This is a genomic window from Mesorhizobium sp. P3_A10 (genome assembly GCF_056403175.1).
This window is the reverse complement of the sequence record NZ_JBFUFZ010000010.1, coordinates 127,580-153,377: the sequence shown is the minus strand read 5'-3', so window position 1 is coordinate 153,377 and position 25,798 is coordinate 127,580. Positions and strand designations below refer to the sequence as shown.

28 protein-coding genes and 1 pseudogene are annotated in these 25,798 nt (G+C 63.0%); 13 read left to right on the top strand and 16 right to left on the bottom strand.

The window, feature by feature from the left end:
• The 7 genes from ybgF to ybgC all read right to left on the bottom strand — a co-directional run bounded on the left by ybgF (position 1) and on the right by ybgC (position 6,511).
• On the bottom strand, positions 1-1,104 hold the full coding sequence (ybgF, locus tag AC1DXU_RS28515) for a tol-pal system protein YbgF (RefSeq protein WP_477374352.1): 1,104 nt from the start codon (positions 1,102-1,104) through the stop codon (positions 1-3).
• Positions 1,105-1,280: 176 nt separating this feature from the next.
• The gene (gene pal, locus AC1DXU_RS28510; RefSeq protein ID WP_477246126.1) at positions 1,281-1,787 is read right to left on the bottom strand and encodes a peptidoglycan-associated lipoprotein Pal; all 507 of its coding nucleotides are present in this window, start codon (positions 1,785-1,787) and stop codon (positions 1,281-1,283) included.
• 269 nt (positions 1,788-2,056) lie between these two features.
• A complete protein-coding gene (gene tolB / locus AC1DXU_RS28505; RefSeq protein WP_477374350.1) occupies positions 2,057-3,367 on the bottom strand; it encodes a Tol-Pal system beta propeller repeat protein TolB in 1,311 nt (436 codons plus the stop codon).
• Positions 3,368-3,400: 33 nt separating this feature from the next.
• Positions 3,401-4,555, bottom strand: coding sequence for a hypothetical protein (locus AC1DXU_RS28500; protein ID WP_477374348.1), 1,155 nt, complete (start codon positions 4,553-4,555; stop codon positions 3,401-3,403).
• Between the two features lie 7 nt (positions 4,556-4,562).
• Complete coding sequence (tolR, locus tag AC1DXU_RS28495; protein WP_477319837.1) at positions 4,563-5,018, bottom strand: protein TolR; 456 nt, start codon at positions 5,016-5,018, stop codon at positions 4,563-4,565.
• Between the two features lie 9 nt (positions 5,019-5,027).
• Positions 5,028-5,738, bottom strand: a complete 711-nt coding sequence (tolQ, locus tag AC1DXU_RS28490; protein WP_477246118.1) for a protein TolQ — start codon at positions 5,736-5,738, stop codon at positions 5,028-5,030.
• A gap of 299 nt (positions 5,739-6,037) precedes the next feature.
• Complete coding sequence (ybgC, locus tag AC1DXU_RS28485) at positions 6,038-6,511, bottom strand: tol-pal system-associated acyl-CoA thioesterase (RefSeq protein WP_477374346.1); 474 nt, start codon at positions 6,509-6,511, stop codon at positions 6,038-6,040.
• 56 nt (positions 6,512-6,567) lie between these two features.
• Between ybgC and AC1DXU_RS28480 the strand changes: the two genes are divergently transcribed.
• On the top strand, positions 6,568-7,818 hold the full coding sequence (locus tag AC1DXU_RS28480; protein ID WP_477374344.1) for a glycoside hydrolase family 5 protein: 1,251 nt from the start codon (positions 6,568-6,570) through the stop codon (positions 7,816-7,818).
• 6 nt (positions 7,819-7,824) lie between these two features.
• Here AC1DXU_RS28480 and AC1DXU_RS28475 read toward each other — a convergent pair whose 3' ends face one another.
• From AC1DXU_RS28475 to AC1DXU_RS28450, 6 genes are all read right to left on the bottom strand, one after another.
• A complete protein-coding gene (locus tag AC1DXU_RS28475) occupies positions 7,825-8,733 on the bottom strand; it encodes a metallophosphoesterase (RefSeq protein WP_477374376.1) in 909 nt (302 codons plus the stop codon).
• A 138-nt stretch (positions 8,734-8,871) separates the two neighbouring features.
• A complete protein-coding gene (gene ruvB / locus AC1DXU_RS28470) occupies positions 8,872-9,909 on the bottom strand; it encodes a Holliday junction branch migration DNA helicase RuvB (RefSeq protein WP_477374342.1) in 1,038 nt (345 codons plus the stop codon).
• A 43-nt stretch (positions 9,910-9,952) separates the two neighbouring features.
• On the bottom strand, positions 9,953-10,573 hold the full coding sequence (gene ruvA / locus AC1DXU_RS28465; RefSeq protein ID WP_477374340.1) for a Holliday junction branch migration protein RuvA: 621 nt from the start codon (positions 10,571-10,573) through the stop codon (positions 9,953-9,955).
• 10 nt (positions 10,574-10,583) lie between these two features.
• Positions 10,584-11,093 (bottom strand): crossover junction endodeoxyribonuclease RuvC, encoded by a 510-nt coding sequence (ruvC, locus tag AC1DXU_RS28460; RefSeq protein WP_477374338.1) that lies wholly within the window; start codon positions 11,091-11,093, stop codon positions 10,584-10,586.
• Between the two features lie 216 nt (positions 11,094-11,309).
• Positions 11,310-11,840 (bottom strand): protease adaptor protein RcdA, encoded by a 531-nt coding sequence (gene rcdA / locus AC1DXU_RS28455; protein WP_477319851.1) that lies wholly within the window; start codon positions 11,838-11,840, stop codon positions 11,310-11,312.
• A 368-nt stretch (positions 11,841-12,208) separates the two neighbouring features.
• Positions 12,209-12,586: a hypothetical protein gene (locus AC1DXU_RS28450; protein WP_477374336.1), complete on the bottom strand. Its 378-nt coding sequence runs from the start codon at positions 12,584-12,586 to the stop codon at positions 12,209-12,211.
• A gap of 282 nt (positions 12,587-12,868) precedes the next feature.
• Here AC1DXU_RS28450 and AC1DXU_RS28445 point away from each other — a divergent pair, with 282 nt between their 5' ends.
• On the top strand, positions 12,869-13,420 hold the full coding sequence (locus AC1DXU_RS28445) for a DUF2269 family protein (protein WP_477374335.1): 552 nt from the start codon (positions 12,869-12,871) through the stop codon (positions 13,418-13,420).
• A 43-nt stretch (positions 13,421-13,463) separates the two neighbouring features.
• Here AC1DXU_RS28445 and AC1DXU_RS28440 read toward each other — a convergent pair whose 3' ends face one another.
• Together AC1DXU_RS28440 and AC1DXU_RS28435 are read right to left on the bottom strand one after the other, a co-directional pair.
• Entirely contained in the window at positions 13,464-14,234 is a 771-nt protein-coding gene (locus tag AC1DXU_RS28440) for a sulfite exporter TauE/SafE family protein (protein WP_477319857.1), read from the bottom strand.
• A 96-nt stretch (positions 14,235-14,330) separates the two neighbouring features.
• Positions 14,331-14,783 carry an Lrp/AsnC family transcriptional regulator gene (locus AC1DXU_RS28435; RefSeq protein ID WP_477374333.1) on the bottom strand — a complete coding sequence of 151 codons (453 nt, stop codon included), beginning with the start codon at positions 14,781-14,783 and terminating at the stop codon, positions 14,331-14,333.
• 129 nt (positions 14,784-14,912) lie between these two features.
• Between AC1DXU_RS28435 and AC1DXU_RS28430 the strand changes: the two genes are divergently transcribed.
• From AC1DXU_RS28430 to AC1DXU_RS28390, 9 genes and pseudogenes are all read left to right on the top strand, one after another.
• Positions 14,913-15,818, top strand: a complete 906-nt coding sequence (locus tag AC1DXU_RS28430; RefSeq protein ID WP_477374331.1) for a DMT family transporter — start codon at positions 14,913-14,915, stop codon at positions 15,816-15,818.
• Positions 15,819-15,948: 130 nt separating this feature from the next.
• A complete protein-coding gene (locus tag AC1DXU_RS28425) occupies positions 15,949-16,596 on the top strand; it encodes a thiamine phosphate synthase (RefSeq protein WP_477319863.1) in 648 nt (215 codons plus the stop codon).
• Positions 16,568-17,659 (top strand): tetratricopeptide repeat protein, encoded by a 1,092-nt coding sequence (locus AC1DXU_RS28420; RefSeq protein ID WP_477374329.1) that lies wholly within the window; start codon positions 16,568-16,570, stop codon positions 17,657-17,659. Before AC1DXU_RS28425 ends, AC1DXU_RS28420 begins: the two co-directional genes overlap by 29 nt.
• 117 nt (positions 17,660-17,776) lie before the next feature.
• Positions 17,777-18,343, top strand: coding sequence for an elongation factor P (gene efp / locus AC1DXU_RS28415; RefSeq protein WP_477246089.1), 567 nt, complete (start codon positions 17,777-17,779; stop codon positions 18,341-18,343).
• A gap of 83 nt (positions 18,344-18,426) precedes the next feature.
• A complete protein-coding gene (locus AC1DXU_RS28410; protein ID WP_477319867.1) occupies positions 18,427-19,227 on the top strand; it encodes an inositol monophosphatase family protein in 801 nt (266 codons plus the stop codon).
• Between the two features lie 114 nt (positions 19,228-19,341).
• On the top strand, positions 19,342-20,028 hold the full coding sequence (trhA, locus tag AC1DXU_RS28405) for a PAQR family membrane homeostasis protein TrhA (RefSeq protein WP_477319869.1): 687 nt from the start codon (positions 19,342-19,344) through the stop codon (positions 20,026-20,028).
• A 162-nt stretch (positions 20,029-20,190) separates the two neighbouring features.
• Positions 20,191-21,216 carry a MotA/TolQ/ExbB proton channel family protein gene (locus tag AC1DXU_RS28400; protein WP_477319871.1) on the top strand — a complete coding sequence of 342 codons (1,026 nt, stop codon included), beginning with the start codon at positions 20,191-20,193 and terminating at the stop codon, positions 21,214-21,216.
• A gap of 1 nt (position 21,217) precedes the next feature.
• On the top strand, positions 21,218-22,246 hold the full coding sequence (locus tag AC1DXU_RS28395; protein WP_477319873.1) for a peptidoglycan -binding protein: 1,029 nt from the start codon (positions 21,218-21,220) through the stop codon (positions 22,244-22,246).
• A gap of 249 nt (positions 22,247-22,495) precedes the next feature.
• Positions 22,496-22,914: pseudogene (locus AC1DXU_RS28390) on the top strand (hypothetical protein).
• 68 nt (positions 22,915-22,982) lie between these two features.
• On the opposite strand, the gene AC1DXU_RS28385 reads toward AC1DXU_RS28390, so the two are convergent.
• A complete protein-coding gene (locus tag AC1DXU_RS28385) occupies positions 22,983-23,336 on the bottom strand; it encodes a DUF1304 domain-containing protein (RefSeq protein WP_477319877.1) in 354 nt (117 codons plus the stop codon).
• Between the two features lie 153 nt (positions 23,337-23,489).
• On the opposite strand from AC1DXU_RS28385, the gene AC1DXU_RS28380 reads away from it, so the two are divergent.
• Together AC1DXU_RS28380 and AC1DXU_RS28375 are read left to right on the top strand one after the other, a co-directional pair.
• Positions 23,490-24,974 carry a carboxypeptidase M32 gene (locus tag AC1DXU_RS28380; RefSeq protein ID WP_477374327.1) on the top strand — a complete coding sequence of 495 codons (1,485 nt, stop codon included), beginning with the start codon at positions 23,490-23,492 and terminating at the stop codon, positions 24,972-24,974.
• Between the two features lie 151 nt (positions 24,975-25,125).
• The gene (locus AC1DXU_RS28375; protein ID WP_477374325.1) at positions 25,126-25,752 is read left to right on the top strand and encodes an ankyrin repeat domain-containing protein; all 627 of its coding nucleotides are present in this window, start codon (positions 25,126-25,128) and stop codon (positions 25,750-25,752) included.
• Positions 25,753-25,798: the final 46 nt, after the last annotated feature.

Below are 25,798 nucleotides of genomic sequence, written 5' to 3'. Positions count from 1 at the left end.
CTAGCAAGCCGCGAGCGCCTTCTCCTGCTTGACGCGTTCCTTGAGCGCGCCGGAAATGTCGGGATAGCGCTTGCCGATCTCGCTGAAGGTGGCGCAGGCAACATCCTTCTGCTTGAGGCCAACCAGCGACACGCCGAGCTTCAACAGCATGTCAGGTGCCTTCTTGGCCTTCGGGTAGTCCTTGCTGGCGGCAAGGAAAACCTCGGCCGCGTCGTGGTACTTTTGCTGGCCGAGCAGCGATTCACCCAGCCAGTAATGCGCGTCCGCCGCCTTGGCGTCCTTGGGGAAGCGGGAAATATGGTCGCGAAACCCTTCCTCGGCGGTGCTGTAGTCACCCGATAGGATGAACTGGTAGGAATTGCGGTAAAGCTCTTCCGGATCCTTGGTGGAGGGCAGCGCCGCAACCACCGTGCCATCCGACTTGCCGGCCTTGGCGGCCTTGGCGCCTGCTGCCGGAGCCTCTGTCGCAGGAGGGGCAGTCTCCGCCGGCGCGGTTGCCTGCGTATTGCCGTTGGCGTCGATCACATTGCCGTTCTTGTCGACGGTGATGGTGCCGAACGTCTTGGGCGGCGTACCCGTCACGGTGGTGCCAGGGTCGCCGGTCGGCGATTCGATGATGACATCCTGGACGCTCTGGCCGCCTGCGGATTGATCACCGGCCGGCGCCGTGCCTGAATCGGCCGGCGCTGGCGTCGCAGGCGCCTCGGCGACGCTGTCGTCGGTGGTGGTCGTGGCGTCCGATTTCTTCTGTGCCGGAGGCTGCTGCGCGCCTTGCGAACCGCCTTCCAGCTGCTGGAAGCGGAACTCGTTGTCTTCCTGCTGCTTGCGGATCTGCTCCTGCATCTGCAGCACCTGGAAGTTGAGCTCCTCGATCTTGCCGTTCATCTGCCGCAGCTGCTCTTCGAGCGCCGTGGCGGTGGTGCCGTCCGCCTGCTGCGCGACCTGCAACTGATCCGGCTTCTTCTTTTCGCCGAAAATGCCGAGGTTGGGCAGATGGAAGGAAAACCCGCTTTCCGCCGGTTGCCCGATGCCGCTAGCCGGGGCAGCGACGCTTGATACGAGCAGCAGCGCAAGGGTGCCGCTCAAGACCGTTCTGAAATGCATGTGCCTCTCGCCGTGAAAATCGTTGGTATGCGCCTTTCCGGTCAGGGTGGACCGGTCAGGCACCCTCGGCTCTTAGCAGGGCGTGAGACTTCGGCCAAATTTTGTTTCGCTGGTCCAGATATGAAAAAGGCGGCCATTTGGCCGCCTTTCGCATGGATGTGTTGTATTTTTGCCGATCAGGAGCCGGCGCCGCTGAGCGTGGTGACGGCGCGGCGGTTCTGCGACCAGCAGGAGATGTCGTCGCAAACCGCGACCGGACGTTCCTTGCCGTAGGAAATCGTCTTCAGGCGCTGGGCCGAAACACCCTTTGCCACCAGGAAGTCGCGGGTGGCGGCGGCGCGGCGGGCGCCGAGAGCCAGATTGTATTCACGCGTGCCGCGCTCGTCGGCATGGCCTTCGATGACGATGGCATACTGCTTGTACTGGTTCAGCCACTGCGCCTGGCGAGCAAGCGTCGTCTGCGCGTCGGCGCGGATCGCGGTCGAGTCAGTATCGAAGAAGATGCGGTCGCCAATGTTGACGGTGAAGTCCTGCGCCGAGCCGGGCGTTGCCGCGCCGGCGCCGTTGAGGCCGAGATCGGCGGCGCTGTTCGGCGTCTTCTTCGAGGCGCAACCGGTAATGGCGAGCATCGCGACGAGCGCGATCATGACCGGGTTTCTGGTAAGTGCTGCGATACGGCCCATGCCGCCTCTCCTTCGTATTTCGAGTGATTTCATTGATCACCCAGTAACCACGTTTGGGTTAACCGGCATTCAACAAACACGGTTAAGATTTGGTTTCGGCTGCCGTCCGCAGTCGCTTTGACCGAAGGCCACAATGTGCGCGGACCGTAGGCGGAAATGCGGCTGAAACGCGACCAAGGCGTGAAAAAAGCCCCAAAACGGGGCTTTTGAGGCACTGTTGCCAAGTTGCAACGGAGCGAGCGGAGGCTCGACCGAAAAACCCAACTTGGTTATTCCAGCAGCGGCGACCATGCCGGGTCGGAAGCGAAGTTCGCGGTCGGGATCGACTGTTCGTTGCGGCCGGTGAGATCGACCGAAACGAGTTTCGGGCCGCCGGCGGAATCGCGGAAGAACATCAGCACCCGGCCGTTGGGCGCCCAGGTCGGACCCTCCTGCTGGAAGCCGGAAGACAGGATGCGCTCGCCCGAACCATCGGTCTTCATGACGCCGATCTGGAATTCGCCGCCGGTCTGCTTGGTGAAGGCGATGAGGTCGCCGCGCGGCGACCACACCGGCGTCGAATAGACGCCGTCGCCGAAAGAGATGCGGTTCTGGCCCGAGCCATCGGCGCCCATCACATAGATCTGCGCACGGCCGCCGCGGTCGGAGGTGAATACCACCTGGCTGCCGTCAGGCGAATACGATGGCGAAGTGTCGATGGCGGTCGAATTGGTCAGCCTGGTCGTCGAGCGGCTTCTCAGATCCATGGCGAAGATGTTGGAATTGCCGTCGTCGCGCAGCAGGCTCATGATCACCTTCTGGCCGTCCGGCGAGAAGCGCGGCGCAAAGGTCATGCCGGGGAAATTGCCGACCAGTTCGCGCTGCCCGGTCTCGATCTGCAAGAGATAGACCCGCGGCTGGCCGCTTTCATAGGACATATAGGTGATTTCCTGCCGGTTCGGCGAGAAACGCGGCGTCAGCACGATCGACTTGCCGTCGGAGAGATAGCGGACGTTGGCGCCGTCCTGGTCCATGATGGCCAGCCGCTTCTTGCGCGCATTCTTGGCGCCCGATTCGTCGATGAAGACGACACGCGTGTCGAAATAGCCCTTCTCGCCGGTCAACCGCTCATAGATGGCGTCGGCGATGATGTGGGCGACGCGCCTGGTGTTGGCGTCGTTGGCGAAGAACTGCTCGCCGGAAAGCTGCTGGCCGGCAAAAGTATCCCACAGCCGGTACTGGGCACGGACGCGGCCGTCTGCCTCCTTGCTGACGCTGCCGGTGACCAGCGCCTGGGCGTTGATGACCTTCCAGTCGTCGAAGCGAGGGGCGGCGTCCGGATTGGCGATCTTTTCGATGAAAGCGCTCTTGTCGATCGGCGCAAACAGGCCGGACCGTTTCAGATCCTCACTGACGATGCCCGATATCTGGGCGCCGAGCGCATCGCCTGACTGGAAATCGGTGATGGCGATCGGCAGCGGCTCGACAGTGCCCTTGTTGATGTCGAGTACGATCTCCGCCTTCGCCGAAAGCGTGGCAAGTGCGCTCATGCCGGTGGCCATGGCCCCGATCATCATGAGCGGGATGAGAAATTTCTTCATGCTTTCAGCCTCGTTTGTCTGGCGAGCGATCGGTTAGAACATGTCACTCGGGTCGAAATTGAGCGTCACATCAGCCCAGTCGTCGTATTTGTCTGCGGCAAGATTGTACGGGGCGCATTTTTGCACCGCGCGTATTGCCGATTCCGCTGCCGTCCTGCCAGGACCGGAAGCCGCGCCGCCCTTGATCACTTCTGGCCGGCCATCGAGCATGCCGGAGCGGTCGAGATGAAACCGTATCGAGACCTTCAAAAGCTCTGCATCATCGACACCAGCCGGGATGCTCCAGCAGCCCTGGATTTTCTGCCTCAGTCCATCCAATTCGTTTTGCGACAACTTGTTGCCAGTCGTCTTGTCACCGCCCAGCGACGCCTGCTGGGTCGAACGCTTGGCGCCGCCGCCGGATGGCTTCTGCTTGTCGAGGAGTGCGGAAATCTCGTCGGCATTGAACTGCTTGTCATCCGATTTCGGCTTGGACGACGCTTCCTTGACCGGCTTTTCGGCGTCCTTGCGGTCCGGTGCCTTGGCGCTTTCGGCCTGGGCCGGCTGCGGCTTCGGCCGGGCTTCCGGGGCGGGCGCGGAATCCGGAAGCTGTGTCGCCTCGGTGGGCGGATCTTGCGCTATGGCTTCAGCCACCGCATCCGGCTTGACTTCCGGCGTCGGCTCGATCGCGGCAGTCTTGTCCTCCGGTGGCGTCGGCGTGGGCTCCTTGGCCGGCGTCGGCTTTGGGTCCGTCTGCTTGACCGGCTCGGGCTTGACCTCTTCCTTCGGCTGCGGCGCCGGGGCCACTTCCGTCGCCGGAATAGGCTTCGGCTTTTCCTGCGGCTTCGGCACGTCCTCGGTCTTTGGTTTCTCGACCGGTGTCGGCGCCGGCGGCGGAGCCGACGTCGTATCGACCGGCTTGGGCTTGGCTTCTGGCGTCACCGGCTTGTCAGTGTCGACGCTGTTCTCGCCGACCTTCTGCGCATCCGGCACGATATCCGGGCGCTGGGTCGGTACCGGTGCCGGCTTTTCGTGGACGACGGCCTTCTTGTCGCCTTGCAGGACCTGCGTCATCGCTTCCATCGGTACAATGTCGACCGCGACCGACTCTTCGGCGCTCGGAAGCGCAGCCGGCGCCGACAGCGTGAACAGACCGAAGCCGAGCACGACAGCATGCAATATCACCGATGTGGTGAGGCCGGTCTTCATCGTACGTCTATTGATCCTGTTCCTGGAGCGAAACGAGGCCGATATTCTTGTAGCCGGCGGCCGAAATGCGGGCCATCACCTTCATCGCCGTGCCATAGTCGGTCAGCTTGTCGCCGCGGATGAAGATGCGCTCGTCATAGCCGGTCTTCGAGATTGCCTGCAGCTTGGCCACCAGCTCGTCGATCGGAATCTCGGTTTCCTGGAGGTAGATCTGGCCAGCGGCGTTGATCGAGACGGTGATCGGCTGCGTGTCGGCGTTCATCGCCTTGGCCTGCGTGTCCGGCAGGTCGATCGGCACGCCGACCGTCAGCAACGGCGCCGCGACCATGAAGATGATCAGCAGCACCAGCATCACGTCGACCATCGGCGTGACGTTGATCTCGGCCATCAGGCCATGGTGACGGCCACGTCGCCTGTGCCCGCGCCCGCCGCGTCCACCACCCGCGCTTACAGACATTCCCATGATCGTTCCTCAGGCCTTCTGCGCGACTTTTTCATCGATTTGGCGCGAGAGTATGGCGGAGAACTCGTCGGAGAATCCCTCCATGCGCACCGCGATCTTGCTCGCGTCGGACGACAGCTTGTTGTAGGCGATGACCGCCGGGATGGCGGCGAGCAGGCCGATGGCGGTCGCCAGCAGCGCTTCGGCAATGCCGGGCGCCACGACGGCGAGACTTGTGTTCTTCGATCCGGCGATCGCCTGGAACGAGGTCATGATGCCGATGACAGTGCCGAACAGGCCGATGAAGGGCGCGGCCGCGCCGACCGTGGCGAGGAAGCCGAGACGCCCTTCCAGCTTCTCCATCTCGCGGGTCAGCGCCAGATCCATCGCCTTGTCGATGCGCGTCTGCAGGCCGAGCGGTGATTTGGCGCCCTTCTCGAAGCTCTTCTTCCATTCGCGCATGGCGGCGACGAAAATCGCGCCCATGCCGGCGGTCTTGCGGTCGGCGAGCGTGCGGTAGAGTTCTTCCAGCGACTGTCCCGACCAGAAAACCTGTTCGAAACGGTTGAGCGCGAGCCGCATGCGGGCGTAGGCGACCAGCTTGTCGACGACAATCGCCCAGGTCCAGATCGAAGCGCCGAGCAGGCCGATCATCACCAGCTTGACCACCCAACTGGCCTGCATGAACAGCGCCCAAATCGACAATTGCGCGCCCGGTTCGGCGAGTGCGATGTTTTCCATGTTTACGTCCTTAAGATTTTCCGGGCATGGCTGGCGGCTGGCCCCTGGGCATCCCTTGTGGTCCGTTCGCGCGAGGCTCGCGGAATAACCCCAAAATGCAGCGTTGGCGGCCTTTTCAGGGCAAATATTGGTGAAAGGAAGGCGCTTGGATTCTTCCAATCTTCACCAATCTCTTCATGAACCGTTATGGTTAAGGATGGGTTAGGAAATAAGGCGCGGCGCATTGCCGCGCCCTCGACGCCAAGCAAAGGGTCTGCTTTCGCCTCGCGCGACTGCCGGAAATGACGAAGGAGCTATTTCTAGGCGCTTGCCTTGGACATAAATGCTGCCACCCATTCCCTGGGGAAGCGGCGCGGCCGGCCGTTCTCGCCGATGATCGCCGCCTCGACCCGCGCCTCGACCAGCACGTCATCACCACGCTTCAGCTGCTGGGCCATGAAGATGCGGGCACCGGAAATCTCCTCGGTACGCGTGTCGATGGTCAGGATGTCGTCGATGCGGGCGGACCCTCGAAAATCGATCTCCATGCGCCGCACCACCCAGACGATTTTTTCGCCATGCTTGCCCTCGGCTAGCTCGGTGTGGTGGACGCCGGTAAGCCTGAGATAGTCGGAACGACCGCGTTCGAAGAATTCGAGATAGCGCGCGTGGTAGACGACGCCGGAAAAATCGGTGTCGGCGTAATAGACCCGTGCCATCAGCCGATGGCCGAACTCCGTCAGCGCGCCGGAAAGACCTGCGGCAAGCGCTGCCGATTCACCATGATCGTCCATTGCGCTTTCCTTTTTGGCCCTGACGGGGCACCTGCTCGTGGTGGCGCAGCAACCCGATGGCACTGTTGACGACGATGATCAAGACCTTGATAGCAGCCCTGCTTGTGCTGGCTGCCCTCGCCATGCCGGGCCACGCCGCGAGCTTTTCGATGAAGCGCGGCCTCAACCTCGACCAGTGGACGACCTGGCCAGGCGAGGACAAATGGAACGATCCCAGCGCCATCCTGCCTTATCCGGAATGGCGCAAATTTCTCAACGACAACGACCTCAAGGCGCTGAAAGACGCCGGCTTCGATTTCCTGCGCATGCCGGTCGACCCGTCGCCCTTCCTTTCCGACCAGACGCCGGCGCTGCGCGACGACCTCTATGCCAGCGTGCTGGACTCGGTACGCATGATCAACCGTGCCGGGCTGAAGGTGATCGTCGACATGCACCTGATCCCGTCCGGCGCCAGCCGCAAGATCGGCATGGGCGAGGTGATGGACGACCCGCAAACCTTTGACACCTATGTCGAGATGATCCGCAAAATGGCCCATACGCTCGCCGCCGAGGACCCACGCCAGGTCGCCTTCGAGCCGATGAACGAGCCGATCGTGGATTGTGATTCCGACGGCACCAGCCTGTGGCCGGATCGGCAGCGCAAACTGTTCGCCGCGGCGCGTGCTTCGGCCACTAGGCTGACGCTGATCCTGACCGGCGCCTGCTATTCCAACGCGGCGTCACTGACGAAAATCGACCCAAAGACGGTCCCCGACGACAACGTCATCTGGACCTTCCATTCCTACGATCCGTTCCTGCTCACCCATCAGGGCGCGACCTGGGCCGGCGATTTCATCCCCTATGTCACCGGCCTGCCCTTTCCGCTGACAGCGGTGCCGCGCGCAGAGCTCGACGTGACGCTCGACACCATCCGCGCCAGGATCAAGGCCGAAGCGCCTTGGGCGCGGCGGAGCGGGCTGCTCGCCTATCTCGAAGAGCAGGTGGCCAGCCTGGATACGAATGAAAAGCTGCTCGCAGCGATGGACGCGCCGTTCACCTTGGTTGAAGACTGGGCCAAGGCCAACGGCATCAAGCCGGAAAACATCACGCTGGGCGAGTTCGGCATGATCCGCCAGGAATATGGCAATGCCTATGTGATGCCGGCGCAGTACCGGGCTGCCTATGTCAAGGATATGGTCGCCCGCGCAGAAGCGCACGGCTTCTCCTGGTCGGTATGGAGCTATGGAGGCGCCTTCGGCATCGTCGACGCTTTCAACGGCGATAGGGCCGAGCCGAACGTTCTGGACGCGATCAAGTCACTTCATTGACAGGGTTCACGCCGAACCCAGCTCGATCAACAGGATTTCCGGGCGCATGCCAAAGCGCACCGGCACGATGCTGAAGCCAAGCCCGCCAGAAACGATGAGATGGCGATCGTGTTCGACGACATGGCCATAGGCAAAACGATTGCCGAAGCGGGACGGCACCACCGGCGAATAGCCGAACAACCTGACCTGCCCGCCATGGGTATGGCCGGAGAGCGTCAGCGAAACCCGCCACGGTATTTGCGGAAAAATATCCGGCTCGTGCGCTAGCAGGATGATGGGTGCTTGGTCGCTGACTTTCGCCAACGTTCCGTCGAGATCGTCCAGCCCTTCAAATCTGTCGCGGCCCGCGGCTTTGTTCGGCAACAGGGCCAGTTGGTCGGCGAGCCCGGCTATCCATAAGCCATATCCGTCCTTTTCCAGGCGCACGGCATCATTCTCCAGGACTGAGATACCCGCACGCTCGAGCGCCTTGCGCGCCACCGTCGGCCCGGCCCCGGCCTCTTGCGCGGCAAGATCGTGCCACCAGTCGTGATTGCCGAGGATCGACAAGACCCCGAGCGGCGCTTTCAACCCAGACAAAGCCGAGGCCCATTCGGGCGCCTCCACCTGAGCCGTCACCAGAGGCATGCCCGACATATAGTCGCCGAGCAAAACGATCAGATCGGGCTGAAGAGCATTCGCGTCTTCGACAAGCGAAGCGATCCGCTCGGGCGTCATCCACGGCCGGCAGGCATGGATGTCTGCAAGTGCCACGATTCGCAAGCGCATTCCAGCCGGCCAGTGCGGCGGCTTCATCGCATAACGCTTCACATGAGTCAGAAGCATCGGCTCTATGCCGACCGCATAGGCGCCGAGCGACACCACCGCGAAAAACGAACCACCGACGAGGCGCAGGAAACCACGTCTGGTGATCATCGGGGAGGCTCCGGCGACTGAAGAACGGGCGCATACAGGGATTTCAGCAAAATCTGAAATTGCGCCTTCACGCTGGCGGAGATCCGCAGATTTTGCGCAGACAAGCCGTTCTTCGCGCAACCGAAGAACAAATCTCCGTTACTCTTCCTGGAACAGGCTGATCTGCTGCTGCGCCAGATCCTTCGGCGCGTCGAGGCCAAGATGCCGCCAGGCATTGGCGGTCAGCACGCGGCCACGCGGCGTGCGCTGGATGAACCCCTGCTGGATCAGGTAGGGCTCGATAATGTCCTCGATGGCGTCGCGCGGCTCGGACAAGCCCGCGGCGATGGTCTCGATACCGACCGGCCCGCCGCCGAAATTGCCGGCAATCATCGAGAGATAGCGGCGATCGAGCGCATCGAGACCGAGCGCGTCGACCTCCAGCCGCGTCAGCGCCTCGTCGGCGACCTTGCGGTCGACATGGCCGTCGCCGGCAACGCTGGCGAAATCGCGCACGCGGCGCAGCAGCCGGCCGGCGATGCGCGGCGTGCCGCGGGCGCGGCGCGCGATCTCCAGCGCGCCATCGTCGCCGAGTGGCATTTGCAGGATGCGGGCGCCACGGCGCACGATCTGCTCCAGTTCCTCGACCGAATAGAAATTGAGCCGCACCGGAATGCCGAAACGGTCGCGCAGCGGGTTGGTCAAAAGGCCGAGCCGCGTGGTCGCGGCAACAAGGGTAAAACGGGCGAGATCGATCTTGACCGAGCGCGCCGCCGGCCCTTCGCCGATGATCAGGTCGAGCTGGAAATCCTCCATCGCGGGATAGAGGATTTCCTCGACCGCAGGGTTCAGCCGGTGAATCTCGTCGATGAACAGCACGTCGCGGTCCTCGAGATTGGTCAGCAGCGCCGCCAGGTCGCCGGCCTTGGCGATGACCGGCCCGGAGGTCGAGCGAAAATTGACGCCGAGTTCTCGCGCCATGATCTGCGCCAGCGTCGTCTTGCCGAGACCGGGTGGCCCAACAAACAGCACATGGTCGAGCGCCTCGCCGCGGCCCTTGGCGGCCTCGATGAAAACCTTGAGATTGGCCCGCACCGCCGCCTGGCCGACGAAATCGTCAAGCGTCTGCGGCCGCAAGGTCTGCTCGGCATCCTCGCCGCGTTTTTCGGGAGCGATGAGACGGGGCGAAAGGCTCATGCCGCCTTCCTCGCATAGCGCTGGGGACGGGACAAGCGATGCCTCACCGTGCCAACTCCTTCAGCCCAAATCGAATGAGCTTCGAGGCATCCGCATCCTCTCCGGCCGTCTTCAGCGCTGCCGCCACGGCATTGGCTGCCGTGTCGCGCGAATAGCCGAGATTGACCAGCGCCGAGACGGCATCGGTGATCGGCGCCGGTGCCACGCCTTCGCCGAGTTCCTGCTTCAGACCGATGGTGCCGGAGGCGGAACCGGCATAGGCCGGCGCCTTGTTCTTCAATTCGGTGACGATGCGCTCGGCCACCTTTTTGCCGACGCCGGGTGCGCGGCTGACCATGGCGATGTCACGCAGCGCGATGGCATTGGCGAGATCGGCAGGCGCCAGCGTCGACAGGATAGCCAGCGCCACCTTGGCGCCGACGCCTTGCACATTGGTCATCAGCAGCCGGAACCATTCGCGCTCCAGCACCGACTGGAAGCCATAGAGCCGCAGCATGTCCTCGCGCACATAGGTCTCGATGAACAGCACCACCGCCTCGCCCGGCGCCGGCAACGCCGCCAGCGTGCGCGCCGAGCAATAGGCGACATAGCCGACGCCATGCACATCGACGAGGCAGAAATCCTCGTCGATCTCGTCCAGCGTGCCTTTGAGCTTGCCGATCATGGGCGATCCCTCATGCCAGCGCCGCCATCCTGTAGGCGACGCTCTGCCGGTGGTGCGCGTGGCAGATGGCGATGGCCAGCGCATCGGCGGCATGCTCGGTGTCGAAAATGGCTTTTGGCAACAGCACCTTTACCATCATGTGGATCTGCTTCTTGTCGCCATGGCCGACGCCAATGACCGCCTTCTTGACGGCATTGGGGGCATATTCGGCGACGACAAGGCCGGCCCGCGCCGGCACCAGCATGGCGATGCCGCGTGCCTGGCCGAGCTTCAGCGTTGCCACCGCATCCTTGTTGACGAAGGTCTGTTCGACCGCCGCTTCGTGCGGCATTGCGGCGTGCAGGATCTCGGCGAGCCCGTCATGCAGTTGGCACAGCCTCGTCGCCAGCGCCGCCTTGTCGTCGGACCGCACGGTGCCGGAGGCGATGAAGCGCAGCGAATTGCCGAGGCTCTCGACGATGCCCCAGCCGGTGCGCCTCAGCCCCGGATCGATGCCGATGATGCGAATCGCTTCCCCCATACGCCGACTTTACCTCCGGCGGACAGCGATGCCAGCGAAATGTGAACAAACCAGAAACGTTGCCTCACGCGACCACAGGCTGCTTCAGAACTCGCTCTGACGAGACATATGGCGTGGTTTTCGAGAACCGGAGCGCAGCGTACATAAATACGCGAGCACCGGAAGCGCAGAAAGCGACGCCAGATGGCCGTCAGAGTAGAATTGTCAAGCAGTCTGTCAGCCGCGGGCAAAAGCCGTGTTTAGCAGCGTGATCTGGTCGGAAACCGGATTGGCGCGGCGGCCCATGGGCGGCGTGTCGACCATCGCACCGCCGTAGATTTCCTCGTCCATGCGGCGCACCAGCGCCTGCAGCCGCAACGAGCGGGTGACGAGGTCAAGGAAGTCCTTGGGCAGTTCGCTCCAGCCTGCCGCTTCGTCATGCGCGGAAGCGGTGTCGAGACGCACCTTGGATTTTTCGGAAGCAACCTGGTCGCGGGTCATCTCGCCGGAGTTCGCGGCTCGCTGCAAAAGCAGCCAGGAGGCGACTTGCATCAGCCGCGTGGTCAGCCGCATCGATTCAGCGGCATAGAGCGTTGCTGCCAGCCTGGAGAGCTTCTTCGCCTCGGCCCGGCCCTTGCCGTCGAGATATTCTGCCGCCTGCTCGACCAGGCCCATACCCTCCTGGTAAAGCGGCTTGAAGGATTGGGAGAAAACCCGGCGTTCCGCCAGCTTAATGGTTTTCGCGATGCCCTTCGAAGGCTCGTTCATTGGAGACGCCCCTGCACTACCCGCTGGCTGATTCGGCTTCATCACCGTCACCCCTGCACCCTAAACGACTGAAGCTTGAAAATGCGCTTCGTCACCGGTGAAGGCAAGCACATGTTTAACAAACGGTTAACGGCGGCACTGACGCCGGACGACCCGGGAAAGCGGACAAAAAAAGAGCCGCGGATAAGGCGGCTCTCAGGAGTTTAACAGGGAGGCGTCAAACGAAGTGGCTCCAACCACTCGGTAAGAATCCAGATAACTGGATGAACGTAGTAAACGCCTGTAAAGCTTAATGAAGCCTTAACGGGGCGGATATTTTTCGATCGAGCGCCACCCTTCTGTGCCGGAACAGCACATCAGGACGGCGCTCAGGCCTTCCACACCGCCGGCAAAGCGATGAAGGCGAACAGCAGCATGCCGGCATAGAACGCCATCGAAGATGCTGCCACCAACGGCTCGATCGCCGGGTGACCGGCAAGCAGAAAATAGAGCCCGATCAGAAGGCCAATGCCACTGATCGCGGTCAGCCAGAAATGAACGCTGGCAAGCGTCTTTTGCGCGATCGCCGGGAACAGGTGGTAGAAGAAGGCGAACACCGCCGACATCAGCCATCCCGCCACCATCGTGTGAGCGTGGGTTGGCATCTGGCCATGGTCGTCGCTGATCGCCATATGAATGCCAAGCGCCATTCCGCACAGCGCGTAGACGATGGCCAGCGTGAAGAAATTTCGTGCGACGCCTTGCATAGTATCCCCCGAATTGCCTGTTCCCATTGCTGGGAATGGGTTGATGTCAGGCGGTTTCCCCGCCACCGGGTTCCCGGCACAGGCGCATTAGCATCGGCAATGTTTCCGGATGATGCCGCATCGCGCCCGCCCTGTCCCGGCGCGGCGACTCGACGGCCGAAACAAACCGGCTTGGCGCGCGACATCGTTCCGAAACAGCCGCCGCGCTAAACGCCCGCTCCTCGAAACTACGCAGCGCACCCCAGCCCTGCTCGCAATCATAAGAAATCAAAGGATAAAACCATGGACTGGTACTCGATCGTCAAGTTTCTGCACATCGTTTCGGCGACCCTGTGGGTCGGTGGCGGTTTCGTCCTGTTCCTGCTTGGCGTGATGGCCGAGCGCGCCGGCAACATCGAGGAAAAGCTGCAGGCGATGCGCGCCAGCGGACAGCTGGGCAGCCGCTTCTTTGCGCCGATGTCGATGCTGACGCTGCTGTTCGGGCTCATCATGTGCAGCTTCTGGGTTGGGTTCACCGACCTGTGGATCCTGATCGGTCTTGCCGGCTATGCCACGACCTTCTCGATCGGCATGTTCATCTTCAAGCCGACCGGCGAGCGGATGGGCGCCATGATCGCCAAAGACGGCATAACGCCCGAGGTTCTCGCCATTGGCCAGCGCATGATGAGTGCGGCGCGCTTCGACTATGCGGTGATGCTAGTGATCCTCGCCGACATGGCGCTCAAGCCGACCGTGCATGACATCGGCGTTCTCGCCGGCATGGCGATGGTCTTGGCAGCGGGCGCCATGCTGGCCATGGGCGGCAGCCGCAGGATGGTGCCGAGCGCGGCCTAAGGCCATCGGATGATGCGAGCGGCCTGCAAGGCAGCCGCCCGCATCACATAAGCCCCGCGATGCCGTCCCACAGCAGCTTGACCGCGACGACTGCGACCGTCGCATAGGTGAACGGATAAAAGATTTCCGGCCGCATGCGCCGCACCAGCCAGGCGCCGGCGATGGTCGCCAGCGGCGCCAGCGGCATCAGCACGGCGGAAGCCGTCAAATTGGCGGTGTCGAACTGGCCGAGCGCGAAATAAGGCACCAGCTTCAGCGCATTGGTGGCGGCAAAGAAGATCGCCGATGTGCCCGTCAGCACTTTCGGGTCGAGCCGGATCGGCAGCGCGTAGACCTGGAAGGGCGGTCCGCCGACATGGGCGACGAAGCTGGTGAAGCCGGCGACCGTGCCCCAGAAGCCGGCAGCGATGCGGTTTGGCGCCGCCGCATGATCGGCGCCGTGGCGAAATTGCAGATAGAGCCAGCGCAGCACGAAAATCAGCGCGACCGCGCCGACGATCAGCCGCACCATCTCTTCGGTGACAAGGGCTGCCGTCAGCCAGCCGAGGCCGATGCCGATCAAAGCGCCCGGCATCATGTCGACCAGCATCTTGCGGTCGTAGACGCCCCACCATGTCCACACCGAGACGATATCCATCAGGCACAGGATCGGCAGCAGGATGGCGGCGGCCTGCACCGGCGGCATGGCCAGCGCCATCAGCGGCACGCCGACAAAGCCGACGGCACCACCAAAGCCGCCCTTCGACAGGCCGACGAGAATGACCGCCGGAAGGGCGGCGGCATAAAACCAGGGATCGGCGAGCAGACCTGACATGGGGGAGAGGAGGCTGGAGGGAAGGACGGGAATTCTGGAATAGACCAGAAATGGTCACGCCGCGACTGCAAACATCGCGCGGCGCGCCGAGGCCGGTCACATGTTCGGCACAGGCGCCAGCGGCGGCGGGCGGCGGCGGATCGGCTGCCCCTTGATGATGGCGGTGCTGGTCTCGGCCTCGTCGGCGATGCGGTCGAGAATCTGGTCGAGGTCGCCGATCGAGCGCACGAACAGCCGGGCGACGAAACAGTCATCGCCGGTGACCTTGTCGCATTCGCCAAACTCCGGGATCTCCTCGATCAGCTTCTGCACGATATGCAGCTTGCCCGGGAGAGGCCGGATGCGAACGATCGCCTGCAACGTAAAGCCGAGCGCCTGCGGATCGATCTCGATGGTGAAGGCCCGGATGACGCCGCGTTCCTCGAGCCGCCGAAGCCGTTCCGAGACGCTCGGCGACGACAACCCGACCTGGCTCGCCAGCTCCTTCAGCGAGGTTCGTGAATCCTTGAGCAGGATCTCGAGAAGCTTTCTGTCCAGCTCATCCAGCATTTTTGTTCCTTAGGTGAAAACAGGATTTACCTTAGATAATAAGGCAAACCTCCTATACGGATTTTTGTGGACTATAGAAAGAGACGATCCGGCATGAGATCATGAAGCCTCAAACTGTAGAGGTTTCTGATGGACAACACGGTACGCGGCACGATCGAAATGTCCGCCGCAATGGCGATCCTGGGCACCATTGGCTGGTTCGTCGTGCTCTCAGGCCAGCCGATCATGGACGTGGTGTTCTGGCGTTGCGCTTTCGGTGCGATAACGCTGCTGGTCATCTGTGCCGCCCTTGGGTTGCTGCGCGGCAGGCTGTCGCTGCGCGTCATCGGCATCGCTGCTCTCGGCGGCGCTGCCATCGTCATCAACTGGCTGCTGCTGTTCAGCGCGTTTTCGCGTGCCTCGATCTCGATCGCCACGGCGGTCTACAACACCCAGCCCTTCATGCTGGTCGGCTTCGGCGCGCTGTTCTTCTCCGAACGGCTGACCCTGACAAAGCTGACCTGGCTTGGCATCGCCTTCGCCGGCATGCTGCTGATCGTGCAGGCCACGCCTGATGCCGGCGACGTCGGCACCGACTATTTCACCGGCATCGCCATGGCGTTGGGGGCGGCTTTCTTCTGGGCCGTTGCCGCCATCGTCACCAAGAAGCTCAAAGGCACGCCGCCGCACCTGATCGCTCTCATCCAGGTTTGCGTCGGCGTCGTCATGCTGGCACCCTTTGCCAATCTCACCCAGCTTCCCACCGATGCGTGGAGCTGGGCCATGCTGGCGACCCTCGGCGTCGTCCATACCGGCTTCATGTACATATTGATGTATGGCGCCATCCAGAAGCTGCCGACGCATCTGCAAGGATCGCTGTCATTCATCTACCCGGTGGTCGCGATCCTGGTCGATGTCGTTGCCTTCGGCCATCGGCTGCATCCCCTCCAGATCGTCGGCGCTGCCGCCATCCTGATCGCCGCCGCCGGCATGAATCTCGGCTGGACGCTGTGGAAGTCGAGGTCCCCGCTGGAAAGCCCGCAAGCGATCAAGTGAACCGATAAAGCAGGCATTAGACTTTCAAATCGCGATCCCGGCTGCCCGCCTGTTCAAGGCGGGCAGTTTGCTCTATGCCGCAATCCAACCATCTTCGCCCGGCATAGGCGAAAACCGGGATCGAAGGCCTATGAACGAAGCAACACCTCCAAACCGCTGCCGCATCGTGCTGATCGCGCCGCCAGGTGCGCCTGCGCAACGTATTGTGGCGGCATTCGAAGGCGGCGACGTCGCCTCGCTGATCCTGCCCGAAAACGGCATGGATGAAGCCTCCTTCCAGGCCTTCGCCGAAGAGATCGTGCCGGTTGCACAAGCGGCCGGTGTCGCGGTCATCATTGCCGGCGACACCCGCATTGCCGGCCGCGTCCAGGCCGACGGCATCCATGTCGAGGTCGGCAAGGCCGAACTTGCCGAGACGATCGGACATTTCCAGGCAAAGATGATGGTCGGCACCGGTGGCGCCAAGACCCGCGACGATGCGCTGGAGCTCGGCGAGCTCAGGCCCGACTACATGTTCTTTGGCCGCTTCGGCTACGACAACAAGCCGGAGCCGCACCCCCGCAACCTGTCGCTTGGGCAATTCTGGGCCGACGTGATCCAGATCCCGTGCATCGTCATGGCCGGTTCCGATCTCGCTTCGGTGACAGCGGTGGCCGCCATCGGCGCCGAATTCGTGGCGCTGTCCAGCGCCGTCTTCGCCGATGGTGTCGACCCCAAGGCGGCGGTCGCCGCCGCCAATTTGCTGCTCGATGAAACAGCTCCGCGTTTCGAGGACTGAAATGTCCTCGCCAATGCTTCCTCTCCAGGCCCTGGTTGCGGTCTTGATGATGCAGGGCGCCGCCACCGCTGCGCAGACCATACCGCTGCCGCAACCCAAGCCAGACATCGGCGTGCCCGATATCGGCGTGCATGTCGACAAGCCCATCGACAAGCCGCTGCCGCAGCCCGCCACCACCGCCGAACCCGCCCCGCTGCCGTCGGCCGACACCATCAATCCCGATCGCTTTGGCGCCAAGCCGGCGGACCCGGCCTACGGCGCCTTTCAGCGCGGGCTTTACAAGACAGCCTACAATCTCGCGCTGGTTCGCGCCCAGAACGGCGATCCGGCAGCTGAGACCCTGTTGGCCGAGATCCTGTCGCGCGGTCTCGGCGTGCCGCTCAACGCGGCGGAGGCCGCCAAGTGGTACGCGCTTGCCGCCGAGCAAGGCGTATCTGAATCGCAATTCCAGTATGCGCTGATGCTGCTCGACGGCCGCTACGTCAAGAAGGACGAGAAAGAGGCCTATGCGCTGATGCAGGCTGCCGCCGAGGCCGGCAATCGGCTGGCGCAGTTCAATTTCGCGCAATTGCTGGTCCAGCAGGACTCCGGCGATGCCGGCATCGCCAAGGCGGTATCCTACTACGAGCGGGCCGCCGCCACCGGCCTTGCCGACGCGCAGTATGCGATGGCGCAGATTTATGCCAATGGCGCCGGCGGCAAGCCGCGCGACGATGCCCAGGCCCGCCGCCTGCTGGCACAGGCTGCCAGGCAGAATTACGACACCGCGCAGATCGATCTTGCCGCCTGGATGATCGAGGGACGTGGCGGCGCGCGCGACATGAAATCCGGCTTCGGCTGGATGAAACAGGCTGCCGAGGGCGGCAACGTCGCCGCCCAGAATCGCCTCGCCAAACTCTATATGCAAGGCATCGGCACCGATCCGGATCTCATCCTCGCCGGCGCCTGGTACATCGTCGCCCGCCGCGCCGGGCTCATCGATCCCGAGATGGACGATTTCCTGCAGGGCCTGACCGACGACCAGACCAAGCAGGCGTTGCAGAAGGCAAACCGCCTGCCCTGACGCCTACCCCCTGGTCTACCCCCCTCAAAGCCGCCTCCCTTGCCTCTTCTGGCGATTTGTGGTCTTGGAGGCCGAAATTCGCAGCGGCGAACATCTCATTCCGGATCAAAAATCATCATGGCCAAGATCAATGGCAACGAAATCCGTCCCGGCTACGTCATCGAGCACGATGGCGGCCTGTGGGTGGCGGTCAGAACCAACACGGTCAAGCCCGGCAAGGGCGGCGCCTACAACCAGGTGGAACTCAAGAACCTGATCAACGGCACCAAGCTCAACGAGCGCTTCCGCTCGGCCGAGACGGTCGAGCAGATCCGGCTCGACCTGAAGGATTTTTCCTTCCTCTACGCGCAAGAAGACGCGCTGGTGTTCATGGATACCCAGAGCTACGAGCAGCTCGAATTGAACAAGGACTTCGTCGGCGATCGTGCTGCGTTCCTGCAGGACGGCATGATGGTGACAGTTCAGCTCTATGAAGACAGGCCGATCGGCATTTCACTGCCCGACTATGTTACGCTGACCATCACCGAGGCCGATCCTGTGGTGAAGGGGCAGACAGCCGCGTCCTCCTACAAGCCCGCGGTACTGGAAAACGGCATCCGCGTGCTGGTGCCGCCCTTCATCGGTTCGGGCGAGCGCATCATCGTCGACACCAACGAAATCACTTACGTGCGCCGCGCGGACTGATGCATGTCGCCCAAAAGTGGCCCCGGTTTTGGGTCAACGACATGCATCAAATCAAAGGTTAAAGCGCAGCAGGAAGAATAACGATGGCACGCTCCGCACTTCTAAACGTCATGGTTCAGGCCGCCATGAAGGCCGGCCGCTCGCTGGCGCGCGACTTCGGCGAAGTGCAGAACCTGCAGGTGTCGATGAAGGGGCCGGGCGACTATGTCAGCCAGGCCGACCGCAAGGCCGAGGACATCCTGTTTGCCGAACTGTCGAAGGCGCGGCCGGGCTACGCCTTCCTGATGGAAGAGCGTGGCGCCATCGAAGGCGACGACGGCCAGCACCGCTGGATCGTCGATCCGCTCGACGGCACCACCAATTTCCTGCACGGTATTCCGCTGTTTGCCATCTCGATCGCGCTGGAGCGCCAGGGCCAGGTTGTCGCCGGCGTCATCTACAATCCGGCGATGGACGAGCTCTACACCGCCGAGCGCGGCGGCGGCGCCTTCATGAACGACCGCCGGCTACGCGTCGCCGGCCGCACCAAGCTGGTCGACACCGTCATCGGCTGCGGCGTGCCACATCTCGGGCGCGGCCAGCACGGCAATTTCCTCGTCGAACTGCGCAACGTCATGGCCGAGGTTTCCGGCGTCCGCCGCCTCGGCTCCGCCTCGCTCGATCTCGCCTATGTCGCCGCCGGCCGCATGGACGGTTTCTGGGAAACCGGCCTGTCGGCCTGGGACATGGCCGCGGCCATTCTTTTGATCCGCGAAGCCGGTGGCTTTGTCTCCGACATGGATGGCGGCCAGGACATGCTGGACCACGGCTCGGTCGTCGCCGGCAACGAGGTCATCCATCGCGCGCTGTTGAAGACGGTCAAAAAGCCGGTCACGCCACGCTGAGAAGCTTGGCGCCCAAAGCACCTGGCGCGCTGAAGCGCCGCAGTCGCAAAACCGCAACCAAAGCTTGAAATACTGTCCGGCAAGCGCCCAAATAGGGGTGATGCAGGATCATTCATGACGGACGCGCGGCCAGAGATTGAAATCCCCTTCGTGGGTCGCTGGCACTATTCGCGCGCCGAAATGATCGCCGACGGCGTCGTCCACGCGGTGGGCATCGTGCTGGCGATATCAGCCGGCTCGGCGTTGCTGGCGCTGGCCGCCTTCCATGTCGGTCCCGGCGAATATGTCGCCGCCGCCTTCTACGTGGTTTCGCTGCTGACTGTGCTGTCGGTGTCGCTCGCCTATAATCTGTGGCCTGTGTCGTCACCGGCGAAGTGGATCCTGAGGCGCTTCGACCATGCCGCGATCTACCTGCTGATCGCCGCCACCTACACGCCTTTCCTCGCCCAGCTCGACACCTCGCCGCTGGCCGTTTCGATGATCGTCCTGGTGTGGACCGCGGCGGCCATCGGCATCGCCATAAAAGTGCTGCTTCCCGGCCGCTTCGACCGGCTGGCCATCGTCTTCTACCTCGCCATCGGCTGGAGCGGCATCGTCGTGGCCAAGCCGCTTGTCGAGACGCTGCCGACGACGTCGATCGCGCTCATCGTTGCCGGCGGCGTCGTCTATTCCTGTGGTGTCATCTTCTTCGCCTGGAAAGGCCTGCGCTTCCACAATGCGCTGTGGCACGGCTTTGTCGTCACCGGCGCTGGCCTGCATCTGGCCGCCATGGTCGACTGCCTGGTCATCAACCGGTTCTAGGCTCTCCGGCAATATTGCCAGGCGCCATTCAATTTGGTCACAATTCCGTTTAAAGTCGCGAAATACGTGATCGGCGGCACTGGAGCAATTCAAGGGAAAGTGTGAGCGGTTTCCCGTTCGGAATTGCGTCAAGGCAAATAGAGCATCGGAAACGGGGCACGGATGGCTTTTCTCAGATCCTTCGGCATGGGCAGGCGTTCCGACGTCTTGATTTACGATCCGCACAAACTGTCGAGCCCGCAGGTCTTTGTGCTGACCATGGTCATCTTCCTGGCCATCGTCGCTTTCATCGCCGCCATCCTGACCCGCCAGATCTCGACCGCTTTCGGCAGCAATCCCGGCCTCAACGGCCTGATTGTCGGCGTGCTGGCGGTCGGCATCCTGCTCGCCTTCGCCCAGGTCGGGCGCCTGTTTCGGGAAGTGCGCTGGGTCAACTCCTTCCGTGCCGGCTCCGAAACCACCGAACCGGTGCTGCTGGCGCCGATGAAGGCGATGATCGGCCGCTCGTCGACCGTGGCCTTCTCGACCAGCTCGATGCGCACCATGCTTGATTCGATCGCCACCCGCCTCGACGAAAGCCGCGACACCTCGCGCTACCTTGTCGGCCTGCTGGTGTTCCTCGGTCTGCTCGGCACCTTCTGGGGCCTGCTCAACACCATCGGCTCGATCCGCGAAACCATCGAGTCGCTCGATCCCGGCACCGGTGACGCCGCCGCCGTGCTCGATTCGCTGAAGCAGGGTCTGTCGGCGCCGTTGGCCGGCATGGGCACCGCGTTTTCGTCCTCTCTGTTCGGCCTCTCCGGCTCGCTGGTGCTCGGCTTCCTCGACCTGCAGGCCGGCCGCGCCCAGACCCGTTTCTACACCGAACTTGAAAACTGGTTGTCCTCGGTCACTGACCTGTCGTCCGACATCGTCGTCGCCGATCCGGCCAAGACCGAATCCTCCGACGAGATCCGCGTGCTGTCGGAAAGGCTGCGCAGCATGCAGGAGAATGGCGGCGGCTCCAATCCGCGCGTTGCCACCGCCATGGCCAATCTCGCCGATGGCATTTCGGGTCTGGTCAAGAACATGCGCTCGGAACAGCAGATCATGCGCGACTGGGTCGAAGCCCAGTCGGACGAACAGAAGGCGATGCGCAACACGCTGGAAAAGATCGCCGACGCCCTGAAGAAGCCCGGGGTCCACTAACATGGCGCTCGCCAAGCGGCGCACCGATCGCCGCATCGACTACTGGCCGGGCTTTGTCGACGCGCTGTCGACGCTGCTTCTGGCGATCATGTTCCTGCTCACCGTCTTCGTTCTGGCGCAATTCCTGCTCGGTCGCGAACTCTCCGGCAAGGATACGGCGCTCACCCGCCTCAACTCGCAGATCAACGAACTGACGCAACTGCTGGCGCTGGAGCGCTCGACGACGCAGGACAAGGATGATTCGCTCGCCAATCTGCAGGCATCGCTGTCGGCGTCAGAGGCGGAAAAGAGCCGGCTCGAACAGTTGCTGGCGCAAGGTGCCGGCGCCGGCGACGCCGCCAACCAGCGCGCCATACAGCTGGGCGGCGAACTCGACAGCCAGCGCCAGATCAGCCAGCAGGCGCTGAGCCAGGTCGAGATCCTCAACCAGCAGATCGCCGCACTTCGCAAGCAGATCGGCGCGCTCGAGGATGCGCTCAACGTGTCGGAAACGCGCGACCGCGACTCCAACACCAAGATCGCCGATCTCGGCCGCCGCCTCAATGTGGCGCTTGCGCAGCGCGTGCAAGAACTCAACCGCTACCGCTCCGACTTCTTCGGGCGCTTGCGCGAAATCCTCGCCGACCGCGAGAACATCCGCATCGTCGGCGACCGCTTCGTCTTCCAGTCGGAAGTGCTGTTCCCGACCGGCTCCGAAGAAATCAACGACGCCGGCAAGGTCGAGATGAAGAAGCTCGCCGACGCCATCATCGAATTGCAAAAAGAGATTCCGCCGGAGATCAACTGGGTGCTGCGCGTCGACGGCCATACCGACAACAAGCCGCTGTCCGGCGCCGGCCGCTACCGCGACAATTGGGAACTGTCGACGGCGCGCTCGACCTCGGTGGTGAAGTTCCTGATCGAGAACGGCGTGCCGGCCAACCGGCTGGTCGCCGCCGGCTTCGGCGAATTCCAGCCGCTCGATCCCGCCGACACCGAAGAGGCGCGCAACAAGAACCGCCGTATCGAATTGAAGCTCACCGAACGTTGATCGATCTTCACGCGGTATCACGCGAATTTGTTTCGTCGGCTCAACTCTAGGGCGCAGCCCGAGGCCGGCAAGGCCTGAAAAGATTATCTTTTTTTAATTACACTTTGCCGCAACGCGATCCTAGCGTCCGCCATGGGCCGAGAACCGCCGGCGATGGCTCCCATCATCGCGACGCGACGGAACCGGACGGCCCGGACGGAAGCCTGGCGAAACAATCGCCGCCTTCCCCAATAAGAGGAGGACGCAACCATGCGCTCTTTCAACAGGACTGCAACGCTCACCGCACTTCTCATCGCCGTCCCACTCGCAGGCGCCTACGCCGCCGGACACCACAAGGGCGCCCTCGATGAGGCTGCACCGACCGATCTAACCGGCCCGCGCGTTGCAGCCCTCATCGAGCAGGTGCAAGGCGTGGACAAGGGCATCACCGACGCAAGCAGGCGAACACCATCACGCCGGCCGAGGCGCAAAAGCTGCACCAGCGGGCTGCCCATATCAGCCAGGCCGCCGAAAAAACCGCCGCCGCCGACCATGGCAGGATACCGGCAGCGCAATACGCCCAGCTGCTGCACCGGCTCGACAACCTCGATCAGCGGCTGATGAGCGATACCGGCAGCGGCTTCGCCATCGGCGACGGTGCCGACGGCGGAAACTATCCGAACGGTTGACGCTGTCCAGCACGGACAAGGAAGGGACTGCCTGGCGCCTCGGGGCTGTTGCCCCGCTGGCGTCTTTTTTACCAGCCGATCCACACCGCCAGCAGCGCCAGCACTGCCGGCACCGTCTGGATGAACAGGATTTTCCTGCCCACCGTCGCCGCGCCGTAGAGACCGGCGATGGCGACACAGAGCAGGAAGAACACTTTGATCTGGAATCCGGCGGCGCCGAGATACAGTCCCCAAATCAGCCCGGCGGCGAGAAAGCCATTGTAGAGCCCCTGATTGGCGGCGAGCACTTTCGAGGCGCTTGCAAATTCCGGCGTCAGGCTGAACGCCTTGTGGCCGCGCGGCGTGTCCCACAGCACCATCTCCAGATAGACGATGTAGGCATGGATCAGGGCCACCAGCCCGACCAGAATGTTGCCGATCATCTTGTCTCCCTCCATCGCCGTCTTTTGCAGTCACCAGCATTCCACGCGCGCCGTCACTTCCGCAAGGTGCATCAACGAGACCGGCCCTGGAGGGTTGCCAATCGCCGTGCGTTGGTATCTTTTCCCGCCGTCCAAACCCACCGGAAGCAGCCCATGTCCTTTCAGAAACTCGATGACCTCGGCCACAAGCTCGAAGCGCTGGAGCATGCGCTTGCCATCCTCGGCGCAGACGAGGCGACCCATATGGCCGTCGGCGGTGGCGAGAAGCGTGCCGAGGCGATGTCGGCCCTTGCCGGCATGCATCACCGACAGGCGACAGCGCCGGAGATCGCCGACTGGATCGCGGCGGCCGAACAGGAAGTGCTGAACGAAGAACAGCAGGTGGCGGTCAGGGAATTGCGCCGGCAATACACCAACCTGACCTGCCTGCCGGTGGAATTCGTCGAGCGGCAGACGGTCGCCCGCATGCGTTCCGAACAGCTCTGGCGCGACCTGCGCGCCGAGAACGACTGGACCGGTTTCCTGCCGGCGCTCGAAGGCATCGTGACGCTAGTGCGCGAAGAGGCAGCACTGCGCGCCGATGTGCTCGGCCTCGATCCCTATGACGCGCTGATGGAGCAGTACGATCCCGGCAACCGCGTCGCCGACATCACGCCGGTGTTCGCCGAATTGAAGACCTTTCTGAAAGGCTTTGTCCCTGAGGCGCTGGCGGTGCAGGAAGAGCGCCTGGCAAAACGCCCGCTAAAGCCGCTTTCGGGCAGCTATGCGATCGACAGGCAGCGCGAGCTCGGTCTCGCCATGATGGCGGCGGTCGGCTTCGACCTCACCCATGGCTCGCTGTCTGTGTCGCACCATCCGTTCTGCGGCGGCGTGCCCAGCGACGTGCGCATCACCACCCGCTACAAGACCTCCGATTTCCTGTCGGCGCTGATGGGCGTGCTGCACGAGACCGGCCATGCTCTTTACGAGCAGAATCTGCCGAAGGCATGGGCGCACTGGCCGCTCGGCAAGGCGCGCGGCATGGCGGTGCATGAAAGCCAGAGCCTGTTCGTCGAAAAGCAGCTCGGCCGCAACCCCGAATTCTGGCGCTGGGCGCTGCCGGTGGTCGAACGGCATCTCGGCGAAAGCTGGACGCTCGACGACATCCTGCCGCATGTGCACCGTGTCGAGCGTGGCCTGATCCGCGTCGACGCCGACGAGGTGACCTATCCTCTGCATGTCATCCTGCGTTACGAGTTGGAGCAGGAACTGGTCTCCGGACGGCTGCAGGCGGCCGACCTGCCCGAGGCCTGGGACGCCAAGATGCGCGACTATCTCGGCCTCTCGACCATCGACAATCCGGCCGACGGGCCGATGCAGGATGTACATTGGCCGGGTGCGGCCTTCGGCTATTTCCCCTCCTACACGCTGGGTGCCATGATGGCGGCGCAGCAATGGGCGGCGCTGACGAAAGACCATCCCTCAGTCGACAACGATCTTGCCAGAGGCGATTTCGCCGCCATCAACGACTGGCGCCGCAGGAAAATCTGGTCGCAAGGGTCGCATTGGTCGACACCGGAACTGCTCGAACGCGCCACGGGCGAAAAGCTCAATGCCACGCATTTCACCGATCATTTGCGCAAGCGGTATGGGAACTGAACACAGTTGCGTTTCCGCTCCTGCTGTTTGTTCATGGCCTATAGGCCCGCAAGGCACCATCGCATGAAACGTCAATCGGGATCGTGAGATGCCGTTGTAGGACATACACTTTCGTCGCTGAATTCCCGAACGAAAGGATTTGCAGCAAACCATGGGCGATGACGCTGAACTCCGGCGCCTGATGAGTGCTATCGCATTGGCTGACGACGCAGCCATGCTGGACTTGCTGACCACCTCTCCTGCTCTCTGCCGGGCGACCCTGAAAGAGGGGGCGACCCGGGCGTCGGCAGGCAACGCTTTCACCGAGATCAACCACCAAGTTTATACTGGCGACACGGCGCTTCACGTCGCGGCGGCGGCCCATCGGCCTGAGATCGTGAGCAAGTTCATCAGCCTCGGGGCCGACGTCGCCGCGAAAAACCGGCGGGGTGCGACAGCGCTCCATTATGCCGCCGATGGGATTCCGGGGTCGCCAAAGTGGGATCCAGTCGCCCAATCCGCTACCGTCGCCTGCCTGATCGCGTCAGGGGCCGATCCCAACGCCGTCGACCTGAACGGCGTGACGCCTTTACATCGCGCCGTCAGAACTCGGTGCGCGGCAGCGGCGAGCGCGCTCCTGGACGGCGGCGCTGACGCCTTGCGTAGGAACGGGAACGGCTCGACGCCAATGATGCTTGCAACGCGGCAGACAGGCCGTGGCGGCAGCAGTTCACCAGAGGCAAAGACGCAACAGGTGGAGATTATCCGGCTGCTTGAGCGTTACGGCGCAATGCTATAGGCGCAACGCATCGCCGATCTCGGAATGTCCCGTAGCAAGGCGCGCT

What these genes read in the sequence shown, in the direction of transcription:
- ybgF (WP_477374352.1), bottom strand. Translation starts at nt 1,104, where the DNA reads ATGCATTTCAGAACGGTCTTGAGCGGCACCCTTGCGCTGCTGCTCGTA.
- pal (WP_477246126.1), bottom strand. Translation starts at nt 1,787, where the DNA reads ATGGGCCGTATCGCAGCACTTACCAGAAACCCGGTCATGATCGCGCTC.
- tolB (WP_477374350.1), bottom strand. Translation starts at nt 3,367, where the DNA reads ATGAAGAAATTTCTCATCCCGCTCATGATGATCGGGGCCATGGCCACC.
- AC1DXU_RS28500 (WP_477374348.1), bottom strand. Translation starts at nt 4,555, where the DNA reads ATGAAGACCGGCCTCACCACATCGGTGATATTGCATGCTGTCGTGCTC.
- tolR (WP_477319837.1), bottom strand. Translation starts at nt 5,018, where the DNA reads ATGGGAATGTCTGTAAGCGCGGGTGGTGGACGCGGCGGGCGCGGGCAC.
- tolQ (WP_477246118.1), bottom strand. Translation starts at nt 5,738, where the DNA reads ATGGAAAACATCGCACTCGCCGAACCGGGCGCGCAATTGTCGATTTGG.
- ybgC (WP_477374346.1), bottom strand. Translation starts at nt 6,511, where the DNA reads ATGGACGATCATGGTGAATCGGCAGCGCTTGCCGCAGGTCTTTCCGGC.
- AC1DXU_RS28480 (WP_477374344.1), top strand. Translation starts at nt 6,568, where the DNA reads ATGGCACTGTTGACGACGATGATCAAGACCTTGATAGCAGCCCTGCTT.
- AC1DXU_RS28475 (WP_477374376.1), bottom strand. Translation starts at nt 8,733, where the DNA reads ATGATCACCAGACGTGGTTTCCTGCGCCTCGTCGGTGGTTCGTTTTTC.
- ruvB (WP_477374342.1), bottom strand. Translation starts at nt 9,909, where the DNA reads ATGAGCCTTTCGCCCCGTCTCATCGCTCCCGAAAAACGCGGCGAGGAT.
- ruvA (WP_477374340.1), bottom strand. Translation starts at nt 10,573, where the DNA reads ATGATCGGCAAGCTCAAAGGCACGCTGGACGAGATCGACGAGGATTTC.
- ruvC (WP_477374338.1), bottom strand. Translation starts at nt 11,093, where the DNA reads ATGGGGGAAGCGATTCGCATCATCGGCATCGATCCGGGGCTGAGGCGC.
- rcdA (WP_477319851.1), bottom strand. Translation starts at nt 11,840, where the DNA reads ATGAACGAGCCTTCGAAGGGCATCGCGAAAACCATTAAGCTGGCGGAA.
- AC1DXU_RS28450 (WP_477374336.1), bottom strand. Translation starts at nt 12,586, where the DNA reads ATGCAAGGCGTCGCACGAAATTTCTTCACGCTGGCCATCGTCTACGCG.
- AC1DXU_RS28445 (WP_477374335.1), top strand. Translation starts at nt 12,869, where the DNA reads ATGGACTGGTACTCGATCGTCAAGTTTCTGCACATCGTTTCGGCGACC.
- AC1DXU_RS28440 (WP_477319857.1), bottom strand. Translation starts at nt 14,234, where the DNA reads ATGTCAGGTCTGCTCGCCGATCCCTGGTTTTATGCCGCCGCCCTTCCG.
- AC1DXU_RS28435 (WP_477374333.1), bottom strand. Translation starts at nt 14,783, where the DNA reads ATGCTGGATGAGCTGGACAGAAAGCTTCTCGAGATCCTGCTCAAGGAT.
- AC1DXU_RS28430 (WP_477374331.1), top strand. Translation starts at nt 14,913, where the DNA reads ATGGACAACACGGTACGCGGCACGATCGAAATGTCCGCCGCAATGGCG.
- AC1DXU_RS28425 (WP_477319863.1), top strand. Translation starts at nt 15,949, where the DNA reads ATGAACGAAGCAACACCTCCAAACCGCTGCCGCATCGTGCTGATCGCG.
- AC1DXU_RS28420 (WP_477374329.1), top strand. Translation starts at nt 16,568, where the DNA reads ATGAAACAGCTCCGCGTTTCGAGGACTGAAATGTCCTCGCCAATGCTT.
- efp (WP_477246089.1), top strand. Translation starts at nt 17,777, where the DNA reads ATGGCCAAGATCAATGGCAACGAAATCCGTCCCGGCTACGTCATCGAG.
- AC1DXU_RS28410 (WP_477319867.1), top strand. Translation starts at nt 18,427, where the DNA reads ATGGCACGCTCCGCACTTCTAAACGTCATGGTTCAGGCCGCCATGAAG.
- trhA (WP_477319869.1), top strand. Translation starts at nt 19,342, where the DNA reads ATGACGGACGCGCGGCCAGAGATTGAAATCCCCTTCGTGGGTCGCTGG.
- AC1DXU_RS28400 (WP_477319871.1), top strand. Translation starts at nt 20,191, where the DNA reads ATGGCTTTTCTCAGATCCTTCGGCATGGGCAGGCGTTCCGACGTCTTG.
- AC1DXU_RS28395 (WP_477319873.1), top strand. Translation starts at nt 21,218, where the DNA reads ATGGCGCTCGCCAAGCGGCGCACCGATCGCCGCATCGACTACTGGCCG.
- AC1DXU_RS28385 (WP_477319877.1), bottom strand. Translation starts at nt 23,336, where the DNA reads ATGATCGGCAACATTCTGGTCGGGCTGGTGGCCCTGATCCATGCCTAC.
- AC1DXU_RS28380 (WP_477374327.1), top strand. Translation starts at nt 23,490, where the DNA reads ATGTCCTTTCAGAAACTCGATGACCTCGGCCACAAGCTCGAAGCGCTG.
- AC1DXU_RS28375 (WP_477374325.1), top strand. Translation starts at nt 25,126, where the DNA reads ATGGGCGATGACGCTGAACTCCGGCGCCTGATGAGTGCTATCGCATTG.